Annotated in this window: 29 protein-coding genes; all 29 read left to right on the plus strand. The window is 58.2% G+C overall.

Annotation, left to right across the window (positions count from 1 at the left end):
- Positions 1–247 precede the first annotated feature (247 nt).
- Positions 248–619, plus strand: a complete 372-nt coding sequence (gene rpsL, locus MAIT1_RS18000) for a 30S ribosomal protein S12 (protein WP_085445269.1) — start codon at positions 248–250, stop codon at positions 617–619.
- Positions 620–690: 71 nt separating this feature from the next.
- Positions 691–1,161: a 30S ribosomal protein S7 gene (rpsG, locus tag MAIT1_RS18005; RefSeq protein ID WP_085445301.1), complete on the plus strand. Its 471-nt coding sequence runs from the start codon at positions 691–693 to the stop codon at positions 1,159–1,161.
- Between the two features lie 42 nt (positions 1,162–1,203).
- On the plus strand, positions 1,204–3,285 hold the full coding sequence (gene fusA / locus MAIT1_RS18010; RefSeq protein ID WP_085445302.1) for an elongation factor G: 2,082 nt from the start codon (positions 1,204–1,206) through the stop codon (positions 3,283–3,285).
- 51 nt (positions 3,286–3,336) lie between these two features.
- The gene (tuf, locus tag MAIT1_RS18015; RefSeq protein ID WP_085445103.1) at positions 3,337–4,527 is read left to right on the plus strand and encodes an elongation factor Tu; all 1,191 of its coding nucleotides are present in this window, start codon (positions 3,337–3,339) and stop codon (positions 4,525–4,527) included.
- A 50-nt stretch (positions 4,528–4,577) separates the two neighbouring features.
- Positions 4,578–4,886: a 30S ribosomal protein S10 gene (rpsJ, locus tag MAIT1_RS18020; protein ID WP_085445303.1), complete on the plus strand. Its 309-nt coding sequence runs from the start codon at positions 4,578–4,580 to the stop codon at positions 4,884–4,886.
- 93 nt (positions 4,887–4,979) lie between these two features.
- Entirely contained in the window at positions 4,980–5,627 is a 648-nt protein-coding gene (rplC, locus tag MAIT1_RS18025; protein ID WP_085445304.1) for a 50S ribosomal protein L3, read from the plus strand.
- 14 nt (positions 5,628–5,641) lie between these two features.
- The gene (gene rplD / locus MAIT1_RS18030) at positions 5,642–6,265 is read left to right on the plus strand and encodes a 50S ribosomal protein L4 (RefSeq protein WP_085445305.1); all 624 of its coding nucleotides are present in this window, start codon (positions 5,642–5,644) and stop codon (positions 6,263–6,265) included.
- Complete coding sequence (gene rplW / locus MAIT1_RS18035) at positions 6,262–6,564, plus strand: 50S ribosomal protein L23 (protein ID WP_085445306.1); 303 nt, start codon at positions 6,262–6,264, stop codon at positions 6,562–6,564. The genes rplD and rplW overlap by 4 nt, the downstream gene beginning before the upstream one ends.
- A gap of 17 nt (positions 6,565–6,581) precedes the next feature.
- A complete protein-coding gene (gene rplB, locus MAIT1_RS18040; protein WP_085445307.1) occupies positions 6,582–7,421 on the plus strand; it encodes a 50S ribosomal protein L2 in 840 nt (279 codons plus the stop codon).
- Positions 7,422–7,454: 33 nt separating this feature from the next.
- Positions 7,455–7,733 carry a 30S ribosomal protein S19 gene (gene rpsS / locus MAIT1_RS18045; protein WP_085445308.1) on the plus strand — a complete coding sequence of 93 codons (279 nt, stop codon included), beginning with the start codon at positions 7,455–7,457 and terminating at the stop codon, positions 7,731–7,733.
- 15 nt (positions 7,734–7,748) lie between these two features.
- Positions 7,749–8,099 (plus strand): 50S ribosomal protein L22, encoded by a 351-nt coding sequence (gene rplV, locus MAIT1_RS18050; RefSeq protein ID WP_143814919.1) that lies wholly within the window; start codon positions 7,749–7,751, stop codon positions 8,097–8,099.
- Positions 8,100–8,122: 23 nt separating this feature from the next.
- The gene (gene rpsC, locus MAIT1_RS18055; protein WP_085445310.1) at positions 8,123–8,755 is read left to right on the plus strand and encodes a 30S ribosomal protein S3; all 633 of its coding nucleotides are present in this window, start codon (positions 8,123–8,125) and stop codon (positions 8,753–8,755) included.
- 18 nt (positions 8,756–8,773) lie between these two features.
- Positions 8,774–9,193, plus strand: coding sequence for a 50S ribosomal protein L16 (gene rplP / locus MAIT1_RS18060; RefSeq protein ID WP_085445311.1), 420 nt, complete (start codon positions 8,774–8,776; stop codon positions 9,191–9,193).
- 1 nt (position 9,194) lies between these two features.
- Positions 9,195–9,395 carry a 50S ribosomal protein L29 gene (gene rpmC, locus MAIT1_RS18065; protein ID WP_085445312.1) on the plus strand — a complete coding sequence of 67 codons (201 nt, stop codon included), beginning with the start codon at positions 9,195–9,197 and terminating at the stop codon, positions 9,393–9,395.
- A 3-nt stretch (positions 9,396–9,398) separates the two neighbouring features.
- The gene (gene rpsQ, locus MAIT1_RS18070; RefSeq protein WP_085445313.1) at positions 9,399–9,647 is read left to right on the plus strand and encodes a 30S ribosomal protein S17; all 249 of its coding nucleotides are present in this window, start codon (positions 9,399–9,401) and stop codon (positions 9,645–9,647) included.
- A gap of 9 nt (positions 9,648–9,656) precedes the next feature.
- Positions 9,657–10,025 (plus strand): 50S ribosomal protein L14, encoded by a 369-nt coding sequence (gene rplN, locus MAIT1_RS18075; protein ID WP_085445314.1) that lies wholly within the window; start codon positions 9,657–9,659, stop codon positions 10,023–10,025.
- 13 nt (positions 10,026–10,038) lie between these two features.
- Complete coding sequence (rplX, locus tag MAIT1_RS18080; protein ID WP_085445315.1) at positions 10,039–10,380, plus strand: 50S ribosomal protein L24; 342 nt, start codon at positions 10,039–10,041, stop codon at positions 10,378–10,380.
- Positions 10,381–10,411: 31 nt separating this feature from the next.
- Positions 10,412–10,951, plus strand: coding sequence for a 50S ribosomal protein L5 (rplE, locus tag MAIT1_RS18085; RefSeq protein ID WP_085445316.1), 540 nt, complete (start codon positions 10,412–10,414; stop codon positions 10,949–10,951).
- Positions 10,952–10,965: 14 nt separating this feature from the next.
- Positions 10,966–11,151 carry a type Z 30S ribosomal protein S14 gene (locus MAIT1_RS18090; protein WP_085445317.1) on the plus strand — a complete coding sequence of 62 codons (186 nt, stop codon included), beginning with the start codon at positions 10,966–10,968 and terminating at the stop codon, positions 11,149–11,151.
- A gap of 32 nt (positions 11,152–11,183) precedes the next feature.
- Positions 11,184–11,582, plus strand: a complete 399-nt coding sequence (gene rpsH / locus MAIT1_RS18095; protein WP_198947930.1) for a 30S ribosomal protein S8 — start codon at positions 11,184–11,186, stop codon at positions 11,580–11,582.
- Positions 11,583–11,598: 16 nt separating this feature from the next.
- On the plus strand, positions 11,599–12,132 hold the full coding sequence (gene rplF / locus MAIT1_RS18100; RefSeq protein WP_085445318.1) for a 50S ribosomal protein L6: 534 nt from the start codon (positions 11,599–11,601) through the stop codon (positions 12,130–12,132).
- Between the two features lie 15 nt (positions 12,133–12,147).
- Positions 12,148–12,519 (plus strand): 50S ribosomal protein L18, encoded by a 372-nt coding sequence (gene rplR, locus MAIT1_RS18105; RefSeq protein WP_085445319.1) that lies wholly within the window; start codon positions 12,148–12,150, stop codon positions 12,517–12,519.
- 12 nt (positions 12,520–12,531) lie between these two features.
- Positions 12,532–13,071, plus strand: a complete 540-nt coding sequence (gene rpsE, locus MAIT1_RS18110) for a 30S ribosomal protein S5 (RefSeq protein WP_085445320.1) — start codon at positions 12,532–12,534, stop codon at positions 13,069–13,071.
- A gap of 57 nt (positions 13,072–13,128) precedes the next feature.
- Complete coding sequence (gene rpmD / locus MAIT1_RS18115) at positions 13,129–13,302, plus strand: 50S ribosomal protein L30 (protein ID WP_085445321.1); 174 nt, start codon at positions 13,129–13,131, stop codon at positions 13,300–13,302.
- A 31-nt stretch (positions 13,303–13,333) separates the two neighbouring features.
- A complete protein-coding gene (gene rplO / locus MAIT1_RS18120; RefSeq protein ID WP_085445322.1) occupies positions 13,334–13,810 on the plus strand; it encodes a 50S ribosomal protein L15 in 477 nt (158 codons plus the stop codon).
- 55 nt (positions 13,811–13,865) lie between these two features.
- A complete protein-coding gene (gene secY / locus MAIT1_RS18125; RefSeq protein WP_143814920.1) occupies positions 13,866–15,194 on the plus strand; it encodes a preprotein translocase subunit SecY in 1,329 nt (442 codons plus the stop codon).
- Between the two features lie 84 nt (positions 15,195–15,278).
- On the plus strand, positions 15,279–15,392 hold the full coding sequence (rpmJ, locus tag MAIT1_RS18130) for a 50S ribosomal protein L36 (RefSeq protein WP_085445324.1): 114 nt from the start codon (positions 15,279–15,281) through the stop codon (positions 15,390–15,392).
- 123 nt (positions 15,393–15,515) lie between these two features.
- Positions 15,516–15,884, plus strand: coding sequence for a 30S ribosomal protein S13 (gene rpsM / locus MAIT1_RS18135; RefSeq protein ID WP_085445325.1), 369 nt, complete (start codon positions 15,516–15,518; stop codon positions 15,882–15,884).
- Positions 15,885–15,935: 51 nt separating this feature from the next.
- On the plus strand, positions 15,936–16,331 hold the full coding sequence (rpsK, locus tag MAIT1_RS18140) for a 30S ribosomal protein S11 (RefSeq protein WP_085445326.1): 396 nt from the start codon (positions 15,936–15,938) through the stop codon (positions 16,329–16,331).
- Positions 16,332–16,336 lie beyond the last annotated feature (5 nt).

A 16,336-nucleotide genomic window follows, 5' to 3' on the forward strand; every position in this document is an offset into this window, starting at 1 on the left:
GGGCTCACCGGCCTCCCAAGCCGGTCCTTAGAACGTCGGAAGGATGTTGTGACGTCAGCCATCCTGCATCGCCTTGTGACTCTGTCGACAAGCGCGAGCTCAGGCAAGTGGCTTTAAAAGTTCGTTACCTCCTGTTTTTTATACTCGTGTGACCTGAACGGAGTTGATTCTCTGTTTGGTCTTCTGTTTGTTGCGTGCGATCGCGATAGTGGTCGTCGCCGTTGTGGACTTCGTGGAGAGAATCGTTATGCCCACAGTCAATCAGTTGGTGCGTCAGGGGCGTCGTTTACAGAAGAAGAAAAACAACGTTCCGGCCATGCAGGCCTGCCCGCAGAAACGTGGCGTCTGCACCCGCGTTTACACCACCACGCCGAAGAAACCCAACTCGGCGTTGCGTAAGGTCGCTCGCGTGCGTTTGACCAACGGTTTTGAAGTCTCCGCCTACATCCCGGGCGAAGGCCACAATCTGCAAGAGCACTCTGTGGTGCTGATTCGCGGCGGTCGTGTGAAGGACTTGCCCGGCGTGCGCTACCACATCCTGCGCGGCGTCCTTGATACCCAAGGCGTGAAAGATCGTAAGCAGGCTCGCTCCAAGTACGGCGCCAAGCGTCCGAAGTAAACTGGTCTCCACGCGCTTGCGTTGGATTGCGAACCTTACTGTATTCGAATCGTTTGATAGGAGTCCGGCATATGTCACGCCGTCGCGATGTTCCCAAACGGGAAGTGCTCCCCGATCCCCGCTACGGGGATAAGCTGGTCACCAAGTTCATGAACTGCCTCATGCTGGATGGCAAGAAGTCCTTGGCTGAGCGTGTGTTCTACGGCGCGCTGGAACTGATCGAAGAGCGCACCAAAGAAGAGCCTCTGGCTGTGTTCAAACAGGCGGTTGACAATGTCCGCCCCAGCGTTGAAGTGCGCTCTCGCCGCGTCGGCGGCGCCACCTACCAGGTGCCGGTCGAAGTGCGCCCTGCGCGTCGTCAGACCCTGGCCATCCGCTGGTTGGTGGGTTATGCCCGCGCTCGTGGAGAAAAGACCATGCGTGAACGCCTGGCCGCCGAGTTGATCGAGGCCTCCAATAATCGCGGCGCTACCGTCAAGAAGCGCGACGATACGCACCGCATGGCCGAAGCCAACAAAGTGTTCGCCCACTACCGCTGGTAAGCGAACGAATCAGGATAGACGGACAGGACAGAGGACAGGGCGATGGCTCGCGAGATTCCGCTTAATAAAGTGCGCAATATCGGTATTATGGCGCACATCGACGCCGGTAAGACGACGGTGACCGAGCGTGTTTTGTACTACACCGGTCGCTCGCACAAAATCGGCGAAGTCCACGATGGCGCAGCCACCATGGACTGGATGGAGCAGGAGCAGGAGCGGGGCATCACCATCACCTCAGCGGCCACCACCTGCTTCTGGCAGGATCACCGCATCAACATCATCGACACCCCGGGCCACGTGGACTTCACTATTGAGGTGGAGCGTTCCCTGCGTGTTCTCGACGGCGCTGTGGCAGTGTTCTGCGGCGTGGCTGGTGTGCAGCCCCAGTCCGAAACCGTGTGGCGCCAGGCCGACCGCTACGGCGTCCCCCGCGTCGCCTTCGTGAACAAAATGGACCGCATGGGCGCCGACTTCCTGCGCGCTGTCCAGACTATGAAAGATCGTCTCGGCGCTCGAGCGATTCCGGCTCAGCTGCCCATCGGTTCTGAAGATGACTTGGTCGGCATCGTGGATCTTGTGGAGAATCACGCGATTCTCTATGACGAAGACTCCATGGGAGCCAAGTTCGAAATCGCTGAGATCCCCGCCGACATGGCCGATGAAGCTGCCGAGTACCGTGAGGCGCTGCTGGAGACCGCTCTGGAGCAGGATGACGAATTGATGGAGAAGTATCTGGAGGGTGAAGAGATCCCTCGGGATGAGTTTAAACGCTGCATCCGCAAAGGCGTCATCGCCAGCGCGTTTGTCCCCGTGTTCTGCGGCTCCGCCTTCAAGAACAAGGGCGTGCAGCCTCTTCTTGACTCCATCGTGGCCTACTTCCCCTCGCCGGAAGACACCCCGTACATTGAAGGCATCGAGCCGGGCGACGACGAGAAGCCCTGCGTACGCAAGCCCAACGATGACGAGCCGTTCTCGGCGTTGGCCTTCAAGATTATGACCGACCCGTTCGTCGGCACCTTGACCTTCTTCCGCGTCTACTCCGGTGTGGCTGAGTCCGGTTCCTATGTGAATAACTCCACCAAGGACCGTAAAGAGCGTCTGGGCCGCATCATGCTGATGCACGCCAACAAGCGCGAAGACATCAGCGAAGTGCGCGCTGGCGACATCGCAGCCGCTGTGGGCTTGAAGAACACCACCACCGGCGACACCCTGTGTGACGGTAAGAACCCTGTCATTCTGGAAAAGATGGACTTCCCGGCTCCGGTTATCGCCATCGCCGTGGAGCCTAAAACCAAAGCTGACCAGGAGCGCATGTCTGTCGCGCTGCAGCGTCTGGCCCAGGAAGACCCCTCCTTTAAGGTGGAAGTCGACCATGAGACCAACCAGACCATCATCAGCGGCATGGGCGAACTCCACTTGGAGATCATCGTCGACCGCATGATGCGTGAATTCAAAGTCGACGCCAACGTTGGTCAGCCTCAGGTGGCGTACCGTGAGACCATCAAGGCCACGGTGGAGTCGGAAGGCAAGTTTGTGCGTCAGACCGGTGGCCGTGGTCAGTATGGTCACGTCTGGGTCAAGCTGGAGCCCAATGAGCCCGGCGCCGGTTTCGAGTTCATCGACGAGATCAAGGGCGGCGTGGTGCCACGGGAGTACATTCCGGCGGTGGGCAAGGGGATCGAAGACTCCCTGTCGGCTGGCGTGATCGCCGGGTACCCGGTGGTTGACGTGAAAGCCACTCTGTTCGATGGCTCCTACCACGATGTGGACTCCAATGAAATGGCCTTCTCCGTGGCCGGCTCCATGGCGTTCAAGGATGGCTGCCGCAAGGCCAGCCCGGTCCTGCTTGAGCCCATCATGGCAGTGGAAGTTGAGACCCCCGAAGAGTACATGGGCGACGTGATGGGCGACTTGAACTCCCGTCGCGGCCAGGTCTCCGGTATGGAAGCGGTTGGCAACAACCAGATGGTGAAAGCCAATGTCCCGCTGGCGGGCATGTTCGGCTACGCCACTGACCTGCGCTCCATGTCGCAAGGTCGCGCCACCTTCACCATGCAGTTCGCCCACTATGAAGAGGTGCCGAACTCCATCGCTGAAGAGATCAAGGCGAAAGCCACCAAATAAGAGATGACGCGAAGCGCCGCTTCGAGCCTATAGATAAGAGCGAGAGAGATCATGGCCAAGGAAAAGTTTGAACGCAACAAACCGCACGTAAACGTCGGCACCATCGGCCACGTTGACCATGGTAAGACCACGTTGACCGCCGCCATCACCAAGACCATGGCGGATGCGGGTCGCGCGGAATTCAAGGCCTATGACGAGATTGACGGCGCGCCGGAAGAGCGTGAGCGCGGCATCACCATCTCCACCGCCCACGTGGAGTATGAGACTGAGAATCGTCACTACGCCCACGTGGACTGCCCGGGTCACGCGGACTACATCAAGAACATGATCACCGGCGCGGCGCAGATGGATGGCGCGATTCTGGTGGTGAGCGCGGCCGACGGCCCCATGCCGCAGACCCGTGAGCACATCCTGCTGGCGCGTCAGGTTGGCGTGCCCGCCCTGGTGGTGTTCATGAACAAAGTCGATCAGGTCGACGACCCCGAGCTGCTGGAGCTGGTGGAGATGGAGATTCGTGAACTCCTCTCCGATTACGAATTCCCCGGCGACGACATTCCGGTGGTGCAGGGCTCGGCTCTGAAAGCCCTGGAAGGCGAAGACAGCGAGATCGGCATCCAGGCGATCAACAAGCTGATGGCGGAAGTGGATGCCTACATCCCTGAGCCTGAGCGTCCGCTGGACAAGTCGTTCCTGATGCCCATCGAAGACGTGTTCACCATCTCCGGCCGCGGCACCGTGGTGACCGGTCGTGTTGAGCGCGGCATCATCAAGGTTGGCGAATCCATTGAGATCGTGGGTCTGCGCGACACCCAGACCACCACCTGCACCGGCGTTGAGATGTTCCGCAAGCTGCTGGATCAGGGGCAGGCTGGCGACAACGTGGGCGTGCTGCTGCGCGGCACCAAGCGTGAAGACGTGCAGCGCGGTCAGGTTCTGGCGAAGCCGGGCTCGATCACCCCGCACACCAAGTTCAAGGCGGAGTGCTACATCCTGAACAAGGAAGAGGGCGGTCGTCACACCCCGTTCTTCAGCAACTACCGTCCGCAGTTCTACTTCCGCACCACCGACGTCACCGGCACCCTGAAGCTGCCCGAGGGCACCGAGATGGTGATGCCCGGCGATAATGTGACGTTGGAAGTTGAACTGATCGGCCCCATCGCCATGGAGCAGGGTCTGCGCTTTGCCATCCGCGAAGGCGGCCGCACCGTCGGCGCTGGCGTCGTCGCTGAAGTCATCGAGTAAGGTTAGTGAGCCATCCGCTCGTCGGGCGGGGCCTGTAGAACGAGGGTACCATGGAAAATCAAAAGATCCGAATCCGCCTCAAAGCGTTCGATCATCGCATTCTGGATCAGTCCACCAGCGAGATCGCGGCCACCGCCAAGCGCACCGGCGCGGACATTCGCGGGCCGATTCCGCTGCCGACCAAGATCAACCGTTATACGGTGCTACGCTCGCCTCACGTGGATAAAAAGTCCCGTGAACAGTTCGAGATCCGCACCCACAAGCGGCTCATCGACATCCTCAATCCGACGCCCCAGACCGTGGACGCGCTGATGAAGTTGGATTTGGCGGCTGGCGTTAACGTTGAAATCAAGCTTTGATCCTTCGGGCCGCTCCCCGCGGCTCTGAAGAAGCAAGCATCCTCCAGCAGTGAAAATGTCTCTGGAGGCAATCGATAATGAAGGGGAACCATTATGCGTGCAGGTCTGATCGGTCGCAAGCTGGGCATGACCCAGATGTTCACCGATGACGGTCAGTGCATCGCCGTCACCCTCCTGAAGTTGGGACCGTGTGCGGTTGTGCAGAAGAAGACCGAAGAGTCGGACGGTTATACGGCTGTTCAGTTGGGCTTCGAAGAGGCGAAAGCCTCTCGTGTGAGCAAATCCCAGCGCGGTCAGTTCGCCAAGGTCAATGTGGAAGTCAAGCGCGTGCTGCGTGAATTCCGCGTCGACGACCCCGAGCAGTATGAAGTGGGTCAGGAGCTGACGGTTGAACAGTTCAACGTGGACGGCTTTGTGGACGTCACGGGCAAGACCATTGGTAAGGGCTTCGCAGGCGGCATGAAACGCTGGGGCTTTGGCGGCGGTCGCGCCAGCCATGGCGCCCACCGCGTGCACCGCGCCCCTGGCTCCATTGGTCAGTGTCAAACTCCGGGCCGCGTGTTCAAGGGCAAGAAGATGGCTGGGCACATGGGCGACGCCACTGTGACCGTGCAAAATCTGAAAGTCGCTTCGGTAGACGTGGAGAACAATCTGCTGGCCGTCAAGGGCAGCATCCCCGGCGCCAAGGGCTCCCTGGTTATGGTGCGGGAGGCTTTGAAAAAAGCCGCCGCCAAGGGTTGAGGAGGAGCTGAGCGATGATATCGTATCCTGTTAAAGACATCGCCAATCAGGAGCTGCGCAGCGCTGAGCTGTCTGAGACCGTTTTCGGTCGCGAGCTGCGCACCGACCTGTTGGGTTTGGCGGTGACCTATCAGTTGGCCAAACGTCGCAGCGGCGCCGCCAACTCCAAAGGTCGCTCCGAGATTAAGGGCGGCGGCAAAAAGCCGTATCGTCAAAAGGGCACAGGCAACGCGCGTCAAGGCACCACCCGCGCGCCACAATTCCGCACCGGTGGTATTGTGTTCGGTCCCAAGCCGCGTGACTTTGCGGTCTCGATGAACAAAAAGATGCGTCGCTTGGCGCTGCAGGTGGCGCTGTCCGCCAAATGCAACGCCAAAGAGATGGTTCTGTTGGACGCGCTGACTCTGGACGCGCCGAAAACCAAAACCATGCGCGGCGTGCTGGACACCATCGAAGCGGGTAAGTCCGCTCTGGTTGTGATTGCCGAGAGTGATCGCAATGTTGAGTTGGCTGCGCGCAACCTTCCAGGCGTGACCGTGCTGCCCTGCGAAGGCGTGAATGTTTACGATCTGCTGCGTCATGACAATCTGGTCATCACGGAAGCGGCGGTGAAGAAGTTGGAAGAGAGGTTGTCATGAGCGACGCCAACATCCTCTATAAAGTTTTGGAAGCGCCCATTGTGACTGAGAAGTCCACCCTGTGCCTCGAAAAGAGCAATCAGGTGGTGTTCCGCGTCGCGCCTTGGGCCAACAAACTGCAGATCAAGTCCGCGGTGGAGAAGCTCTTCAAAGTTGACGTTGTCTCGGTGAAGACCGTCAGCGTGAAGGGCAAAATCAAGCGCTTTGGTCGTTTGACCGGCAAGCGCAAGGACACGAAGAAAGCTATGGTGCGCCTGAAAGATGGTCAATCCATTGATTTCTTCAACGCCGGCGCCTGAGCGGAGGAGAGTGAACAATGGCTTTGAAGACTTATAAACCGACTTCCGCCGGTAAGCGCCATCAGGTCTCCGTTGACTACTCCGGTCTGTCCAACGAAGGCCCCGAGCGCAGCCTGCTGGCTCCGCTGTCGAAAAAGGGTGGCCGCAACAATACCGGTCGCATGACCGTGCGCCATCAAGGCGGTGGCCACAAGCGTCGTTACCGCGTGATCGATTTCAAACGCGGCAAGATGGACGTGCCGGCCAAAGTGGCGCGGATCGAGTACGATCCCAACCGCACCGCCTTCATTGCGCTGCTGCACTATGCTGACGGTGAAAAGGCCTACATCCTGGCGCCGCAGCGTCTGGAAGCGGGCGACAACGTGATTGCCGGCTCCACCTTGGACAAGGTTGAGATCAAACCTGGCAACGCGCTGCCTCTGCGCACCATGCCCATCGGCACCATCGTGCATAACGTGGAGCTGAAACCGGGCAAGGGCGGCCAGATGGCGCGTAGCGCTGGTAGCTATATTCAGTTGATGGGTAAAGAGGGCAAATATGCGCAGTTGAAACTCCCCTCGGGTGAGATGCGTATGGTGCTGCTCGATTGCATGGCCACGGTGGGCATGGTTTCCAACCCGGACAACTCCAACGCCAAGATCGGTAAAGCCGGTCGTAAGCGCTGGATGGGCAAGCGCCCCTCCGTGCGTGGCGTTGCCATGAACCCGGTGGATCACCCTCATGGTGGTGGTGAAGGTCGCACCTCCGGCGGTCGCCATCCGGTGACTCCCTGGGGCGTTCCCACCAAAGGCAAGAAAACCCGTCAGAAAAACAAGAGCTCCGACCGACTCATCATGCGTCGGCGCGGCGGTAAGTGACGGCGAACGCGATAAGCGGTTTGGAGAAGCGCAATGGCACGCTCAGTTAAAAAAGGCCCGTTTTTTGACGAATATCTGCTTAAGAAGGTGGAAGTCCTTCGCGCCGATAATCGCAAGGAACTGATCAAAACCTGGTCCCGACGCTCCACGATTCTTCCGGAATTCGTCGGTTACACCTTCGGCGTACACAACGGTCGCAAGTTCATTCCCGTACTCGTGACGGAGAATATGGTGGGCCACAAGATGGGCGAGTTTGCGCCCACGCGCACCTATTACGGCCACGGCGTCGACAAGAAGAGCAAGCGCCGTTAATAGGGGAAGATGACAATGCAAGAAGCCAGGGCCATTACTAAGAATCAGCGGGTCTCTCCGTACAAGGCGCGTCTGGTCATCGACCAGATCCGCGGCCAGGACGTTGAGAGCGCCCTTCAGATTCTCGAATTCTCCAAAAAGCGCATCGCCCGCGTGGTTAAGGAGACCCTTAAGTCCGCTATCGCCAACGCGGAGAACAATCTGGGCTTGGATGTGGACACGCTGATCGTGTCCCAGGCCTTCGTGGATCAGGGACCGGTGCTTAAGCGCTTCAAGCCGCGCGCCCGCGGTCGCGCCTCGCGCATTCTCAAGCGGACGTCGCACATCACCGTGGCGGTCAGCACGCAAGAAAACAGCGCCGACTAAGCGCCGAAGGAAGGAAGAGACACATGGGTCAGAAAGTTCATCCCACTGGTTTCCGCCTGGGCGTCACCAAGACCTGGGACACCCGTTGGTACGCGGATAAAAACTTCGCCGACCTGCTGCTTGAGGACATCAAGCTGCGTGAATGGTTGAAGAAGCGCCTGGGGCATGCCTCGGTGAGCAAAATCACCATCGAGCGTCCGGCGCAAAAAGCGCGCATCAACATCCACTCGGCGCGTCCCGGCATCATCATCGGGAAAAAAGGCGCCGATATCGAGAAGCTGAAGGATGATATCAAAGCCTTCTCGCAGACCGATTGCCAGATCAATATTGTCGAGGTGCGTAAGCCGGAAGCCGATGCGCAACTGGTGGCTGAGAGCGTTGCGCAGCAGATGGAGCGCCGCGTAGCTTTCCGTCGCAGCATGAAGCGCGCCGTCACCTCCGCCATGCGTCTGGGCGCTGAAGGCATCCGCATCAACTGCGCCGGTCGTTTGGGCGGTAGTGAGATCGCCCGCACCGAGTGGTATCGCGAAGGTCGTGTGCCTCTGCACACCCTGCGCGCCGACATCGATTATGGTTTCGCTGAAGCGAACACGACTTACGGCAAAATTGGCGTAAAAGTGTGGGTCTTCAAAGGCGAAATCATTGAAAAACGCTGAGACTGAGAGTATAATCCCATGCTTTTGCAGCCCAAGAAGACAAAATTCCGAAAAGCTCACAAAGGCCGCATCCATGGGCTCGCCTATAAGGGCAGCTCTCTGAGCTTTGGCCAGTTCGGTCTTAAGGCATTGGCTCCGGGACGCCTCACCGCTCGTCAAATCGAAGCGGCGCGTCGCGCGATGACCCGTCACATCAAACGGGGTGGTCGTATCTGGATCCGTGTCTTTCCCGACGTTCCGGTCTCATCCAAACCCGCTGAAGTTCGTCAGGGTAAGGGTAAGGGCGCGCCCGACTATTGGGCCGCGCGCGTGAAGCCGGGTCGGATTCTGTATGAAATGGAAGGGGTGACGGAAACCTTGGCGCGCGAAGCGATGGATCGCGCTGGGGCCAAGTTGCCGATTCCGGTGAAGTTTGTTCGTCGCGAAGGAGGTTTGTAAGATGAAGGCCGCGGAATTGAAAGAGATGTCCGACGCCGCGTTGGCTGATCAGCTCAAGAGCTTGCATCAGGAAGCCTTCAACCTGCGCTTCCAGCACGCGACGGCTCAGTTGGAAAATACCGCCCGAATCCGGCAGGTTCGCCGTGATATCGCCCGTATCACTACGGTGCTCGGCGCGCGCAAGCCCAGCGAGGAGGGGTGAGTCATGCCCAAGCGTATCATGCAGGGCGTCGTGGTCAGCGACAAGATGGACAAGACCGTGGTGGTGAAGGTCGAGCGTAAGGTTCGCCATCCGCTGTACGGCAAGATTGTGCGTCTGTCCAAGAAGTACAAGGCCCACGACGAAGAGAATCAATATAAGTCTGGCGACGTGGTGAATATCCGCGAATCCCGCAGCCTTTCCAAGGATAAGAACTGGGAAGTGGTCGGTGTCGTCCAGGCGCAGGAAGCCTAGGAGCGCGTCATGATTCAAGTCGAGAGCATGCTCGAGGTCGCCGATAACAGCGGCGCCAAAAAAGTGCAGTGCATCAAGGTGATCGGCGGCTCCAAGCGACGCTATGCGCGTGTCGGCGACGTGATCATCGTCTCCGTCAAAGCGGCTCTGCCTCGTGGTAAGGTTAAAAAAGGCGACGTGGCCCGCGCAGTTGTGGTGCGCACCAAGAAGGAAGTGTCGCGCAATGACGGCAGCTACATCCGCTTCGATAACAACGCTGCGGTGCTGATTAACAAAGCAGGCGAGCCGGTGGGCACGCGTATCTTCGGTCCCGTGACCCGTGAACTGCGCGGTCGCAACTATATGAAGATCGTGTCGTTGGCCCCCGAGGTTCTGTGAGGGAGAGGGAATCATGGCCCGCACGATGAAAAGCGATTTTAAAACCGATCTGAAAAAAGGCGACCAGGTCGTCGTCATCAGCGGTAAGGATAAGGGTAAGCGCGGCGCGATCCTGCAAGTGCTGCCCAAGAAGAGCGCGGTGCTGGTGGAGAAGGTCAATATGATCAAACGCCACACCAAGCCGACCCAAAACAGCGAAGGCGGCATCGTCGAGCGTGAAGCGCCGATTCACATCTCCAATGTGATGATGCTGGATCCTGCTGGCGGCAAAGCCACCCGCATTAAGCACAAAACGTTGGAAGATGGCCGCAAGGTTCGTGTTGCCGCCGCCTCCGGCGAAGTGCTGGATCGTTGAACCACGGCGCGCGTAGACAGGGAATAAGACAATGGCAAGGCTGAAGAAATTCTACCACGAGACTGTGGCGCCGGGTTTGATGAAGGAGTTCGATTATAAGAACCCGATGCAGGTTCCCAAAATCGAAAAAGTCGTCATCAATATGGGCGTTGGCGAAGCGTCGCAGGATAAAAACCTGCTCAAAAGCGCGCTGACTGACATGACCGCCATTGCCGGTCAGCAACCGGTCACCACCTACGCCAAGAAGTCCATCGCTGGCTTCAAACTGCGCGAAGGTCAGCCGGTTGGCTGCCGCGTGACCCTGCGTCGCGAACGCATGTATGAGTTCCTCGATCGTTTGATCAATACGGCTCTGCCTCGCGTCCGCGACTTCCGCGGCGTCTCCGGCAAAGCGTTTGATGGGCGCGGCAACTATACGCTGGGCCTTAAAGAACAGATCATCTTTCCGGAGATCGACTACGACAAGGTGGACGCCGTGCGCGGTATGGACATCTGCATCGTCACCTCCGCCAATACGGACGCTGAGGCCAAAGCGCTGCTGCGCGGCTTCAGCATGCCGTTCCGCAATTGAGTTAGGAAGCAATCATGGCCAAGACTTCCATGGTGGTTAAGGCGAGCCGCAAGCCCAAATTCGCCGTGCGCAAATACAACCGCTGCCAACGCTGTGGCCGCCCGCGCGGCTATCTGCGCAAATTCAAGATGTGCCGCGTTTGCGTGCGGCAGTTGGCGTTGCGCGGGGAGATCCCCGGCGTGATCAAGGCTTCCTGGTAAGCGCGCGAGAATCGGACGCAAGGAGTAACGGCATGTCCATGACCGACCCCATCAGTGATATGTTGACCCGCATCCGCAATGCGCAGATGCGACGTCGCCAAACGGTGCTGGTGCCCAAATCGAAAATGAAAGCGCGCATCGCCGCGATTCTGCAAGAAGAAGGCTATATTGACGGCATTGCCGAAGCCTCTTGCGAAAACGGCCATCCCGCGCTGGAGCTGACGCTTAAGTATGTGCGCAATAAGCCGGTGATTGAGGAGATCAAACGCATCTCCAAGCCCGGTCGCCGCCAGTACGTAAGCAAGACTGAAATTCCGCAAGTGTATCAGGGCCTAGGCGTTGCGATCCTGTCCACCAGCAGCGGCGTGATCTCGTCTCGTGAGGCGCGCAAGTTGGGTGTGGGCGGCGAGTTGCTCTGCACTGTGTTCTGAGGTCAGGAGAAGAAGCATGTCCCGAATCGGCAAAACGCCAGTGAGCGTGCCTTCCGGCGTCGATCTGAAGATCGACGGATCGGTGGTGTCCGCCAAAGGCAAACTGGGTCAGTTGCAGCGCACGTTTCACCCGGCCATCAGCTTCGAGCGCGATGGCGATGCGGTGAGCGTCAGCGTGGATCCTTCCGAGAAGAAGGGCCCCGCTCTGTGGGGGCTGTCCCGCTCGTTGCTCAACAATATGGTTGTCGGCGTCTCCCAAGGTTTCTCCAAAGTGCTGGAGATCCAGGGCGTTGGTTATCGCGCCGCCGTCAAAGGCAACACCGTGGAGCTGAACCTCGGCTTCTCCCATCCGGTGAGTTATGAACTCCCGGAAGGCGTGAGCGCCGCGGTGGAGAAAAATACGGTGTTGACCATCTCTGGGGCCGACAAGGCTGCTGTGGGTCAGGTATGCGCCGAAATTCGCGCGTGGCGTCCGCCTGAGCCTTACAAAGGCAAAGGGATCCGCTACCAGGGTGAATATATCCTTCGTAAAGAAGGCAAGAAGAAGTAATCGGGAGATTCAGCGATGGCTCATGATCGTCAACGCGCCCGGCGGAACCGGGGACGGCGCGTCCGTCACAAATTGCAGAGTGTGCGCGGAGACCGCCTGCGTCTTTCCATATTCCGCAGCACCAGCCACATCTATGCCCAGATTATCAATGATATCGACGGCAAAACTCTGTGCTCGGCTTCTACTTTGGAAAAAGAGGTGCGCGAGCAACTGGCTGGTAAACATGGCGGCAACTCTGCCGCGGCCAAACTGGTTGGGCAACGAATCGCCGAGAAAGCCAAACAGGCAGACATCACCTCCGTGGTGTTCGATCGCGGCGGCTTCTTGTACCACGGGCGCACCAAGGCGCTGGCGGATGCGGCCCGCGAGGCCGGTCTCGAGTTCTAAGTTGGGGAGTTGATGATGAGCAATCCGCGTCGCGGTCGCAATAATGAGCAGGACACCGCCCAAGAGGGCGATGATCTGATGGAAAAATTGGTGGTGATTAAGCGCACCGCCAAGGTGGTGAAGGGCGGTTCCCGCTTCAACTTCTCCGCCATTGTGGTGGTGGGCGATGGCTCCGGACAGGTTGGCGTCGGTCTGGGCAAAGCCAAAGAGGTGCCTGAGTCGATCCGTAAAGCCACCGAGAAAGCGCGCAAGTCCATGGTGACCATCGACCTGAAAGAGGGTCGCACCATCCATCACCAAATGGTTGGGCGTTACGGCGCTGGTCGTGTAGTCTTGCGTCCGGCTGCAGCGGGTACCGGCATCATCGCTGGCGGCTCCATGCGCCCCATCTTCGAATGCCTGGGCATTCGTGACGTGCTGGCCAAATCCACCGGCACCTCCAACCCGCACAACCTGATCAAGGCGACTTTTGACGCCCTGGCCTGTGTGCGCTCGCCTGAGACCATCGCCAGCAAGCGTGGGTTGGACCCGAAAAAAGTTCGCGTCTGCTGATAGAACGTTCTGGCGGGTGACTGATGTCCGCGCCTTAGGATGTGAGGAGAAGTTGTCATGGCCACTTTGAAGGTCAAGCTGGTGCGTTCCGTGATCGGACGCCCGGAAAAACAGCATAAAATCGTCAAAAGCCTTGGTCTGAGCAAGATGAACCGCGAGCGTGAACTGCCGGATAATCCGGCTATCCGCGGTCAAATCGACAAGATCAAGCATTTGGTCGAAGTCGCCTAAGCTTCGCTGATTGAGAGATTGGATCAGAGCCATGAAACTGAATGAGATCCCCGGCGTTCCCGGTAATAGCCAAAAGCGTAATCGTGTGGGACGTGGCGCGGCCACTGGTAACGGTAAGACCAGCGGTCGTGGTATGAAAGGTCAGAAGGCGCGTTCCGGCGGCTATCATAAAGTCGGCTTTGAAGGCGGCCAGATGCCGATGCAGCGTCGTCTGCCCAAGCGCGGCTTTAAAAACTTCAGCCAGAAGCGTTTTGACGTGGTGAATGTGGGACAACTCGAGAGCCGCTTTGAAGCCGGTGAAGAGGTGACCATTGATTCGCTGCGCGCCAAAGGTCTGGCTCCCAAGCAGATTGCCGACGGCATTAAACTGCTGTCCGAAGGCGAAATCAGCAAAGCCCTGACTGTGCGTGTGGACAAAGCTTCCGCGGCCGCCATCGCCAAAATCGAAGCGGCTGGCGGCAAGGTTGAAGTGACCATGCCTGTAGCGGCCGCTGAAGTCGAAGCGTAAGTCAAGCCCAGAGCTCTGGGATTCAATGCGTAACATGAAGGGGTGACGGAGAATCATGGCGACGATGCCTGAAAACCCGCTGGCCGGGTTCGCCAACATGGGGAAAATCCCTGAACTGAGAAAGCGAATCCTCTTCACCTTGGGCATGTTGATTGTCTACCGTATCGGCGCCCATGTGCCGACTCCCGGTATCGACCCACAAGCGCTGCGCGAATTCTTCGCCCAGCAGCAGGGGACTTTGCTGGGTATGTTCAATATGTTCTCCGGGGGCGCGTTATCGCGCCTTTCGGTTTTTGCGCTGGGCATCATGCCCTATATCTCAGCGTCCATCATCATTCAGTTGATGACCGCTGTGGTGCCCAAGCTTGAGCAGCTTAAGAAAGAGGGCGAGGCGGGGCGCCGCAAGATCACTCAATACACTCGCTACGGCACCATTGCGCTGGCAATCTTCCAAGGGCTCGGCATCTCCATTGGCTTGGAGAGCATGACCGCCGGAAACCTCAATGTGGTTGTGGATCCGGGTTGGGATTTCCGTCTCCTGACTGTGATCACCCTGACTGCAGGCACCAGCTTCATCATGTGGGTGGGTGAGCAGATCACCAATCGCGGCATCGGCAACGGCATCTCGTTGATCATCTTTGCCGGTATCGTGGCAAACCTGCCGGTGGCGCTGTTCCAGACCCTGCAACTTGCGCGGACTGGCGATATTGCCCCGCTGTTGGTGCTGCTGCTGTTGGTGATGGCTGTGGCGGTGACCGCGTTCATCATCTTTATGGAACGCGCCCAGCGCCGTATCACTATCCAATACGCCAAACGCCAGGTCTCCGGCCGCCGCATGGTAGGCGGTGAGAGTTCGCACCTGCCGTTGAAGGTGAACACGGCCGGAGTGATCCCGCCCATCTTCGCCAGCTCCATCATCCTGTTCCCGGCCACCATCGGTAACTTTGCCCCATGGGATTCGGTCAAGACCATAGCCGGCTATCTGTCGCCTGGTCACTGGCCCTATATGGTGCTCTACGCAGCGGCGATCATCTTTTTCTGCTTCTTCTATACGGCGATTGTATTCAATCCCGAGGAGACTTCAGACAATCTGCGGAAGTATGGCGGCTTCATTCCAGGGATCCGTCCGGGCAAGCGCACCGCCGACTACCTGGATACAATTCTGACGCGACTCACCCTGATCGGCGCCATGTATGTGACCCTGGTCTGTCTGTTGCCGGAATTGTTGATTGCCAATTGGAACGTTCCGTTCTATTTTGGCGGCACTTCGCTGCTCATCGTGGTGGGCGTGACCATGGACACCACGTCGCAAATTCAGTCCTTCCTCATCAGCCGCCAATATGAAGGCTTGATGAAGAAAGCCAAGATTAAAGGCCGCCGTTAATTCTGGCGGGAGTCAAATCATCGGCGCGAATCAAAGCAGCCGATGGTTCAGCGGGCCATGCGGCCCATGTGAGGAGATCGTGAAATGAAGGTTCGGGCATCGGTAAAAGGGATGTGCAAGGATTGCAAAGTGATCCGGCGCAAAGGCGTGGTGCGGGTGATTTGCAAGAATCCCAAGCACAAGCAGAAACAAGGTTAAGCCAACTGGCGAATTCTTGTTGAATGAAATGGGCGACTCCTGTAGGATGCCCGTTTTTTTTCTCGATCAAATGACCAGGCAACGTCAGTTGTGTGGCCAGTAGAATACGCAAGAGGAAAATCTGTGGCTCGAATCGCTGGTGTGAACATCCCCGTAAACAAACGGGTTGAGATCGCGTTGACTTACATCTATGGCATTGGTCGTCATTCGGCCAAAACCATTGCGGAAAAAGCGGAAATCGCCACCCACGTGCGCGTCAATGAACTGACCGACGCCGAAGTGGCGAAGCTGCGTGAAGTGATTGACAACGAATTCCAGGTGGAAGGTGATCTGCGTCGTCAGATCGCCATGAATACGAAGCGTTTGATGGATTTGGGCTGCTATCGCGGCTTGCGCCATCGTCGCGGTCTTCCAGTGCGCGGTCAGCGCACGCATACCAATGCGCGCACCCGCAAAGGGCCTCGTAAGCCCATCGCCGGTAAGAAGAAATAATCAACCGCGACACGCGATAACTGACCTAGCTCAAACGTTTTAGGAGGCATCATGGCCAAGGGGCAAAAGACCTCGCGGTTGAAAAAGAAAGAGCGCAAAAATGTCGCCAGTGGCATTGCGCATATTCGTTCAACCTTCAACAATACTCTGATCACCATCACCGATACCCATGGCAACGCCATCTCCTGGGGCTCGGCGGGCGCTCAGGGATTCAAAGGTTCTCGGAAATCCACGCCGTTCGCAGCTCAGATGGCGGCGGAGAACGCTGGTAAGAAAGCGATGGAGCACGGCATGCGCAACCTGGAGGTCCGACTCAAGGGACCGGGTTCGGGTCGTGAATCGGCTCTGCGCGCGTTGGCGGCCATCGGTTTTAACATCGCCCAAGTGGTCGATGTGACGCCGATCCCGCACAATGGCTGCCGTCCGCCCAAGCGTCGCCGCGTCTAATCCGC

This window comes from Magnetofaba australis IT-1 (assembly GCF_002109495.1).
GTDB lineage: Bacteria > Pseudomonadota > Magnetococcia > Magnetococcales > Magnetococcaceae > Magnetofaba > Magnetofaba australis.

What these genes read in the sequence shown, in the direction of transcription:
- rplV (WP_143814919.1), top strand. Translation starts at nt 7,749, where the DNA reads ATGCAAGAAGCCAGGGCCATTACTAAGAATCAGCGGGTCTCTCCGTAC.
- rplB (WP_085445307.1), top strand. Translation starts at nt 6,582, where the DNA reads ATGGCTTTGAAGACTTATAAACCGACTTCCGCCGGTAAGCGCCATCAG.
- rpsS (WP_085445308.1), top strand. Translation starts at nt 7,455, where the DNA reads ATGGCACGCTCAGTTAAAAAAGGCCCGTTTTTTGACGAATATCTGCTT.
- rplX (WP_085445315.1), top strand. Translation starts at nt 10,039, where the DNA reads ATGGCCCGCACGATGAAAAGCGATTTTAAAACCGATCTGAAAAAAGGC.
- rplF (WP_085445318.1), top strand. Translation starts at nt 11,599, where the DNA reads ATGTCCCGAATCGGCAAAACGCCAGTGAGCGTGCCTTCCGGCGTCGAT.
- rplW (WP_085445306.1), top strand. Translation starts at nt 6,262, where the DNA reads ATGAGCGACGCCAACATCCTCTATAAAGTTTTGGAAGCGCCCATTGTG.
- rpmD (WP_085445321.1), top strand. Translation starts at nt 13,129, where the DNA reads ATGGCCACTTTGAAGGTCAAGCTGGTGCGTTCCGTGATCGGACGCCCG.
- rpsC (WP_085445310.1), top strand. Translation starts at nt 8,123, where the DNA reads ATGGGTCAGAAAGTTCATCCCACTGGTTTCCGCCTGGGCGTCACCAAG.
- rpsH (WP_198947930.1), top strand. Translation starts at nt 11,184, where the DNA reads ATGTCCATGACCGACCCCATCAGTGATATGTTGACCCGCATCCGCAAT.
- secY (WP_143814920.1), top strand. Translation starts at nt 13,866, where the DNA reads ATGGCGACGATGCCTGAAAACCCGCTGGCCGGGTTCGCCAACATGGGG.
- rpsL (WP_085445269.1), top strand. Translation starts at nt 248, where the DNA reads ATGCCCACAGTCAATCAGTTGGTGCGTCAGGGGCGTCGTTTACAGAAG.
- rpsK (WP_085445326.1), top strand. Translation starts at nt 15,936, where the DNA reads ATGGCCAAGGGGCAAAAGACCTCGCGGTTGAAAAAGAAAGAGCGCAAA.
- rplP (WP_085445311.1), top strand. Translation starts at nt 8,774, where the DNA reads ATGCTTTTGCAGCCCAAGAAGACAAAATTCCGAAAAGCTCACAAAGGC.
- rpmJ (WP_085445324.1), top strand. Translation starts at nt 15,279, where the DNA reads ATGAAGGTTCGGGCATCGGTAAAAGGGATGTGCAAGGATTGCAAAGTG.
- rplR (WP_085445319.1), top strand. Translation starts at nt 12,148, where the DNA reads ATGGCTCATGATCGTCAACGCGCCCGGCGGAACCGGGGACGGCGCGTC.
- rplE (WP_085445316.1), top strand. Translation starts at nt 10,412, where the DNA reads ATGGCAAGGCTGAAGAAATTCTACCACGAGACTGTGGCGCCGGGTTTG.
- rplO (WP_085445322.1), top strand. Translation starts at nt 13,334, where the DNA reads ATGAAACTGAATGAGATCCCCGGCGTTCCCGGTAATAGCCAAAAGCGT.
- rpsE (WP_085445320.1), top strand. Translation starts at nt 12,532, where the DNA reads ATGATGAGCAATCCGCGTCGCGGTCGCAATAATGAGCAGGACACCGCC.
- tuf (WP_085445103.1), top strand. Translation starts at nt 3,337, where the DNA reads ATGGCCAAGGAAAAGTTTGAACGCAACAAACCGCACGTAAACGTCGGC.
- rplN (WP_085445314.1), top strand. Translation starts at nt 9,657, where the DNA reads ATGATTCAAGTCGAGAGCATGCTCGAGGTCGCCGATAACAGCGGCGCC.
- rplD (WP_085445305.1), top strand. Translation starts at nt 5,642, where the DNA reads ATGATATCGTATCCTGTTAAAGACATCGCCAATCAGGAGCTGCGCAGC.
- rpsJ (WP_085445303.1), top strand. Translation starts at nt 4,578, where the DNA reads ATGGAAAATCAAAAGATCCGAATCCGCCTCAAAGCGTTCGATCATCGC.
- rpmC (WP_085445312.1), top strand. Translation starts at nt 9,195, where the DNA reads ATGAAGGCCGCGGAATTGAAAGAGATGTCCGACGCCGCGTTGGCTGAT.
- rpsG (WP_085445301.1), top strand. Translation starts at nt 691, where the DNA reads ATGTCACGCCGTCGCGATGTTCCCAAACGGGAAGTGCTCCCCGATCCC.
- rplC (WP_085445304.1), top strand. Translation starts at nt 4,980, where the DNA reads ATGCGTGCAGGTCTGATCGGTCGCAAGCTGGGCATGACCCAGATGTTC.
- MAIT1_RS18090 (WP_085445317.1), top strand. Translation starts at nt 10,966, where the DNA reads ATGGCCAAGACTTCCATGGTGGTTAAGGCGAGCCGCAAGCCCAAATTC.
- rpsQ (WP_085445313.1), top strand. Translation starts at nt 9,399, where the DNA reads ATGCCCAAGCGTATCATGCAGGGCGTCGTGGTCAGCGACAAGATGGAC.
- fusA (WP_085445302.1), top strand. Translation starts at nt 1,204, where the DNA reads ATGGCTCGCGAGATTCCGCTTAATAAAGTGCGCAATATCGGTATTATG.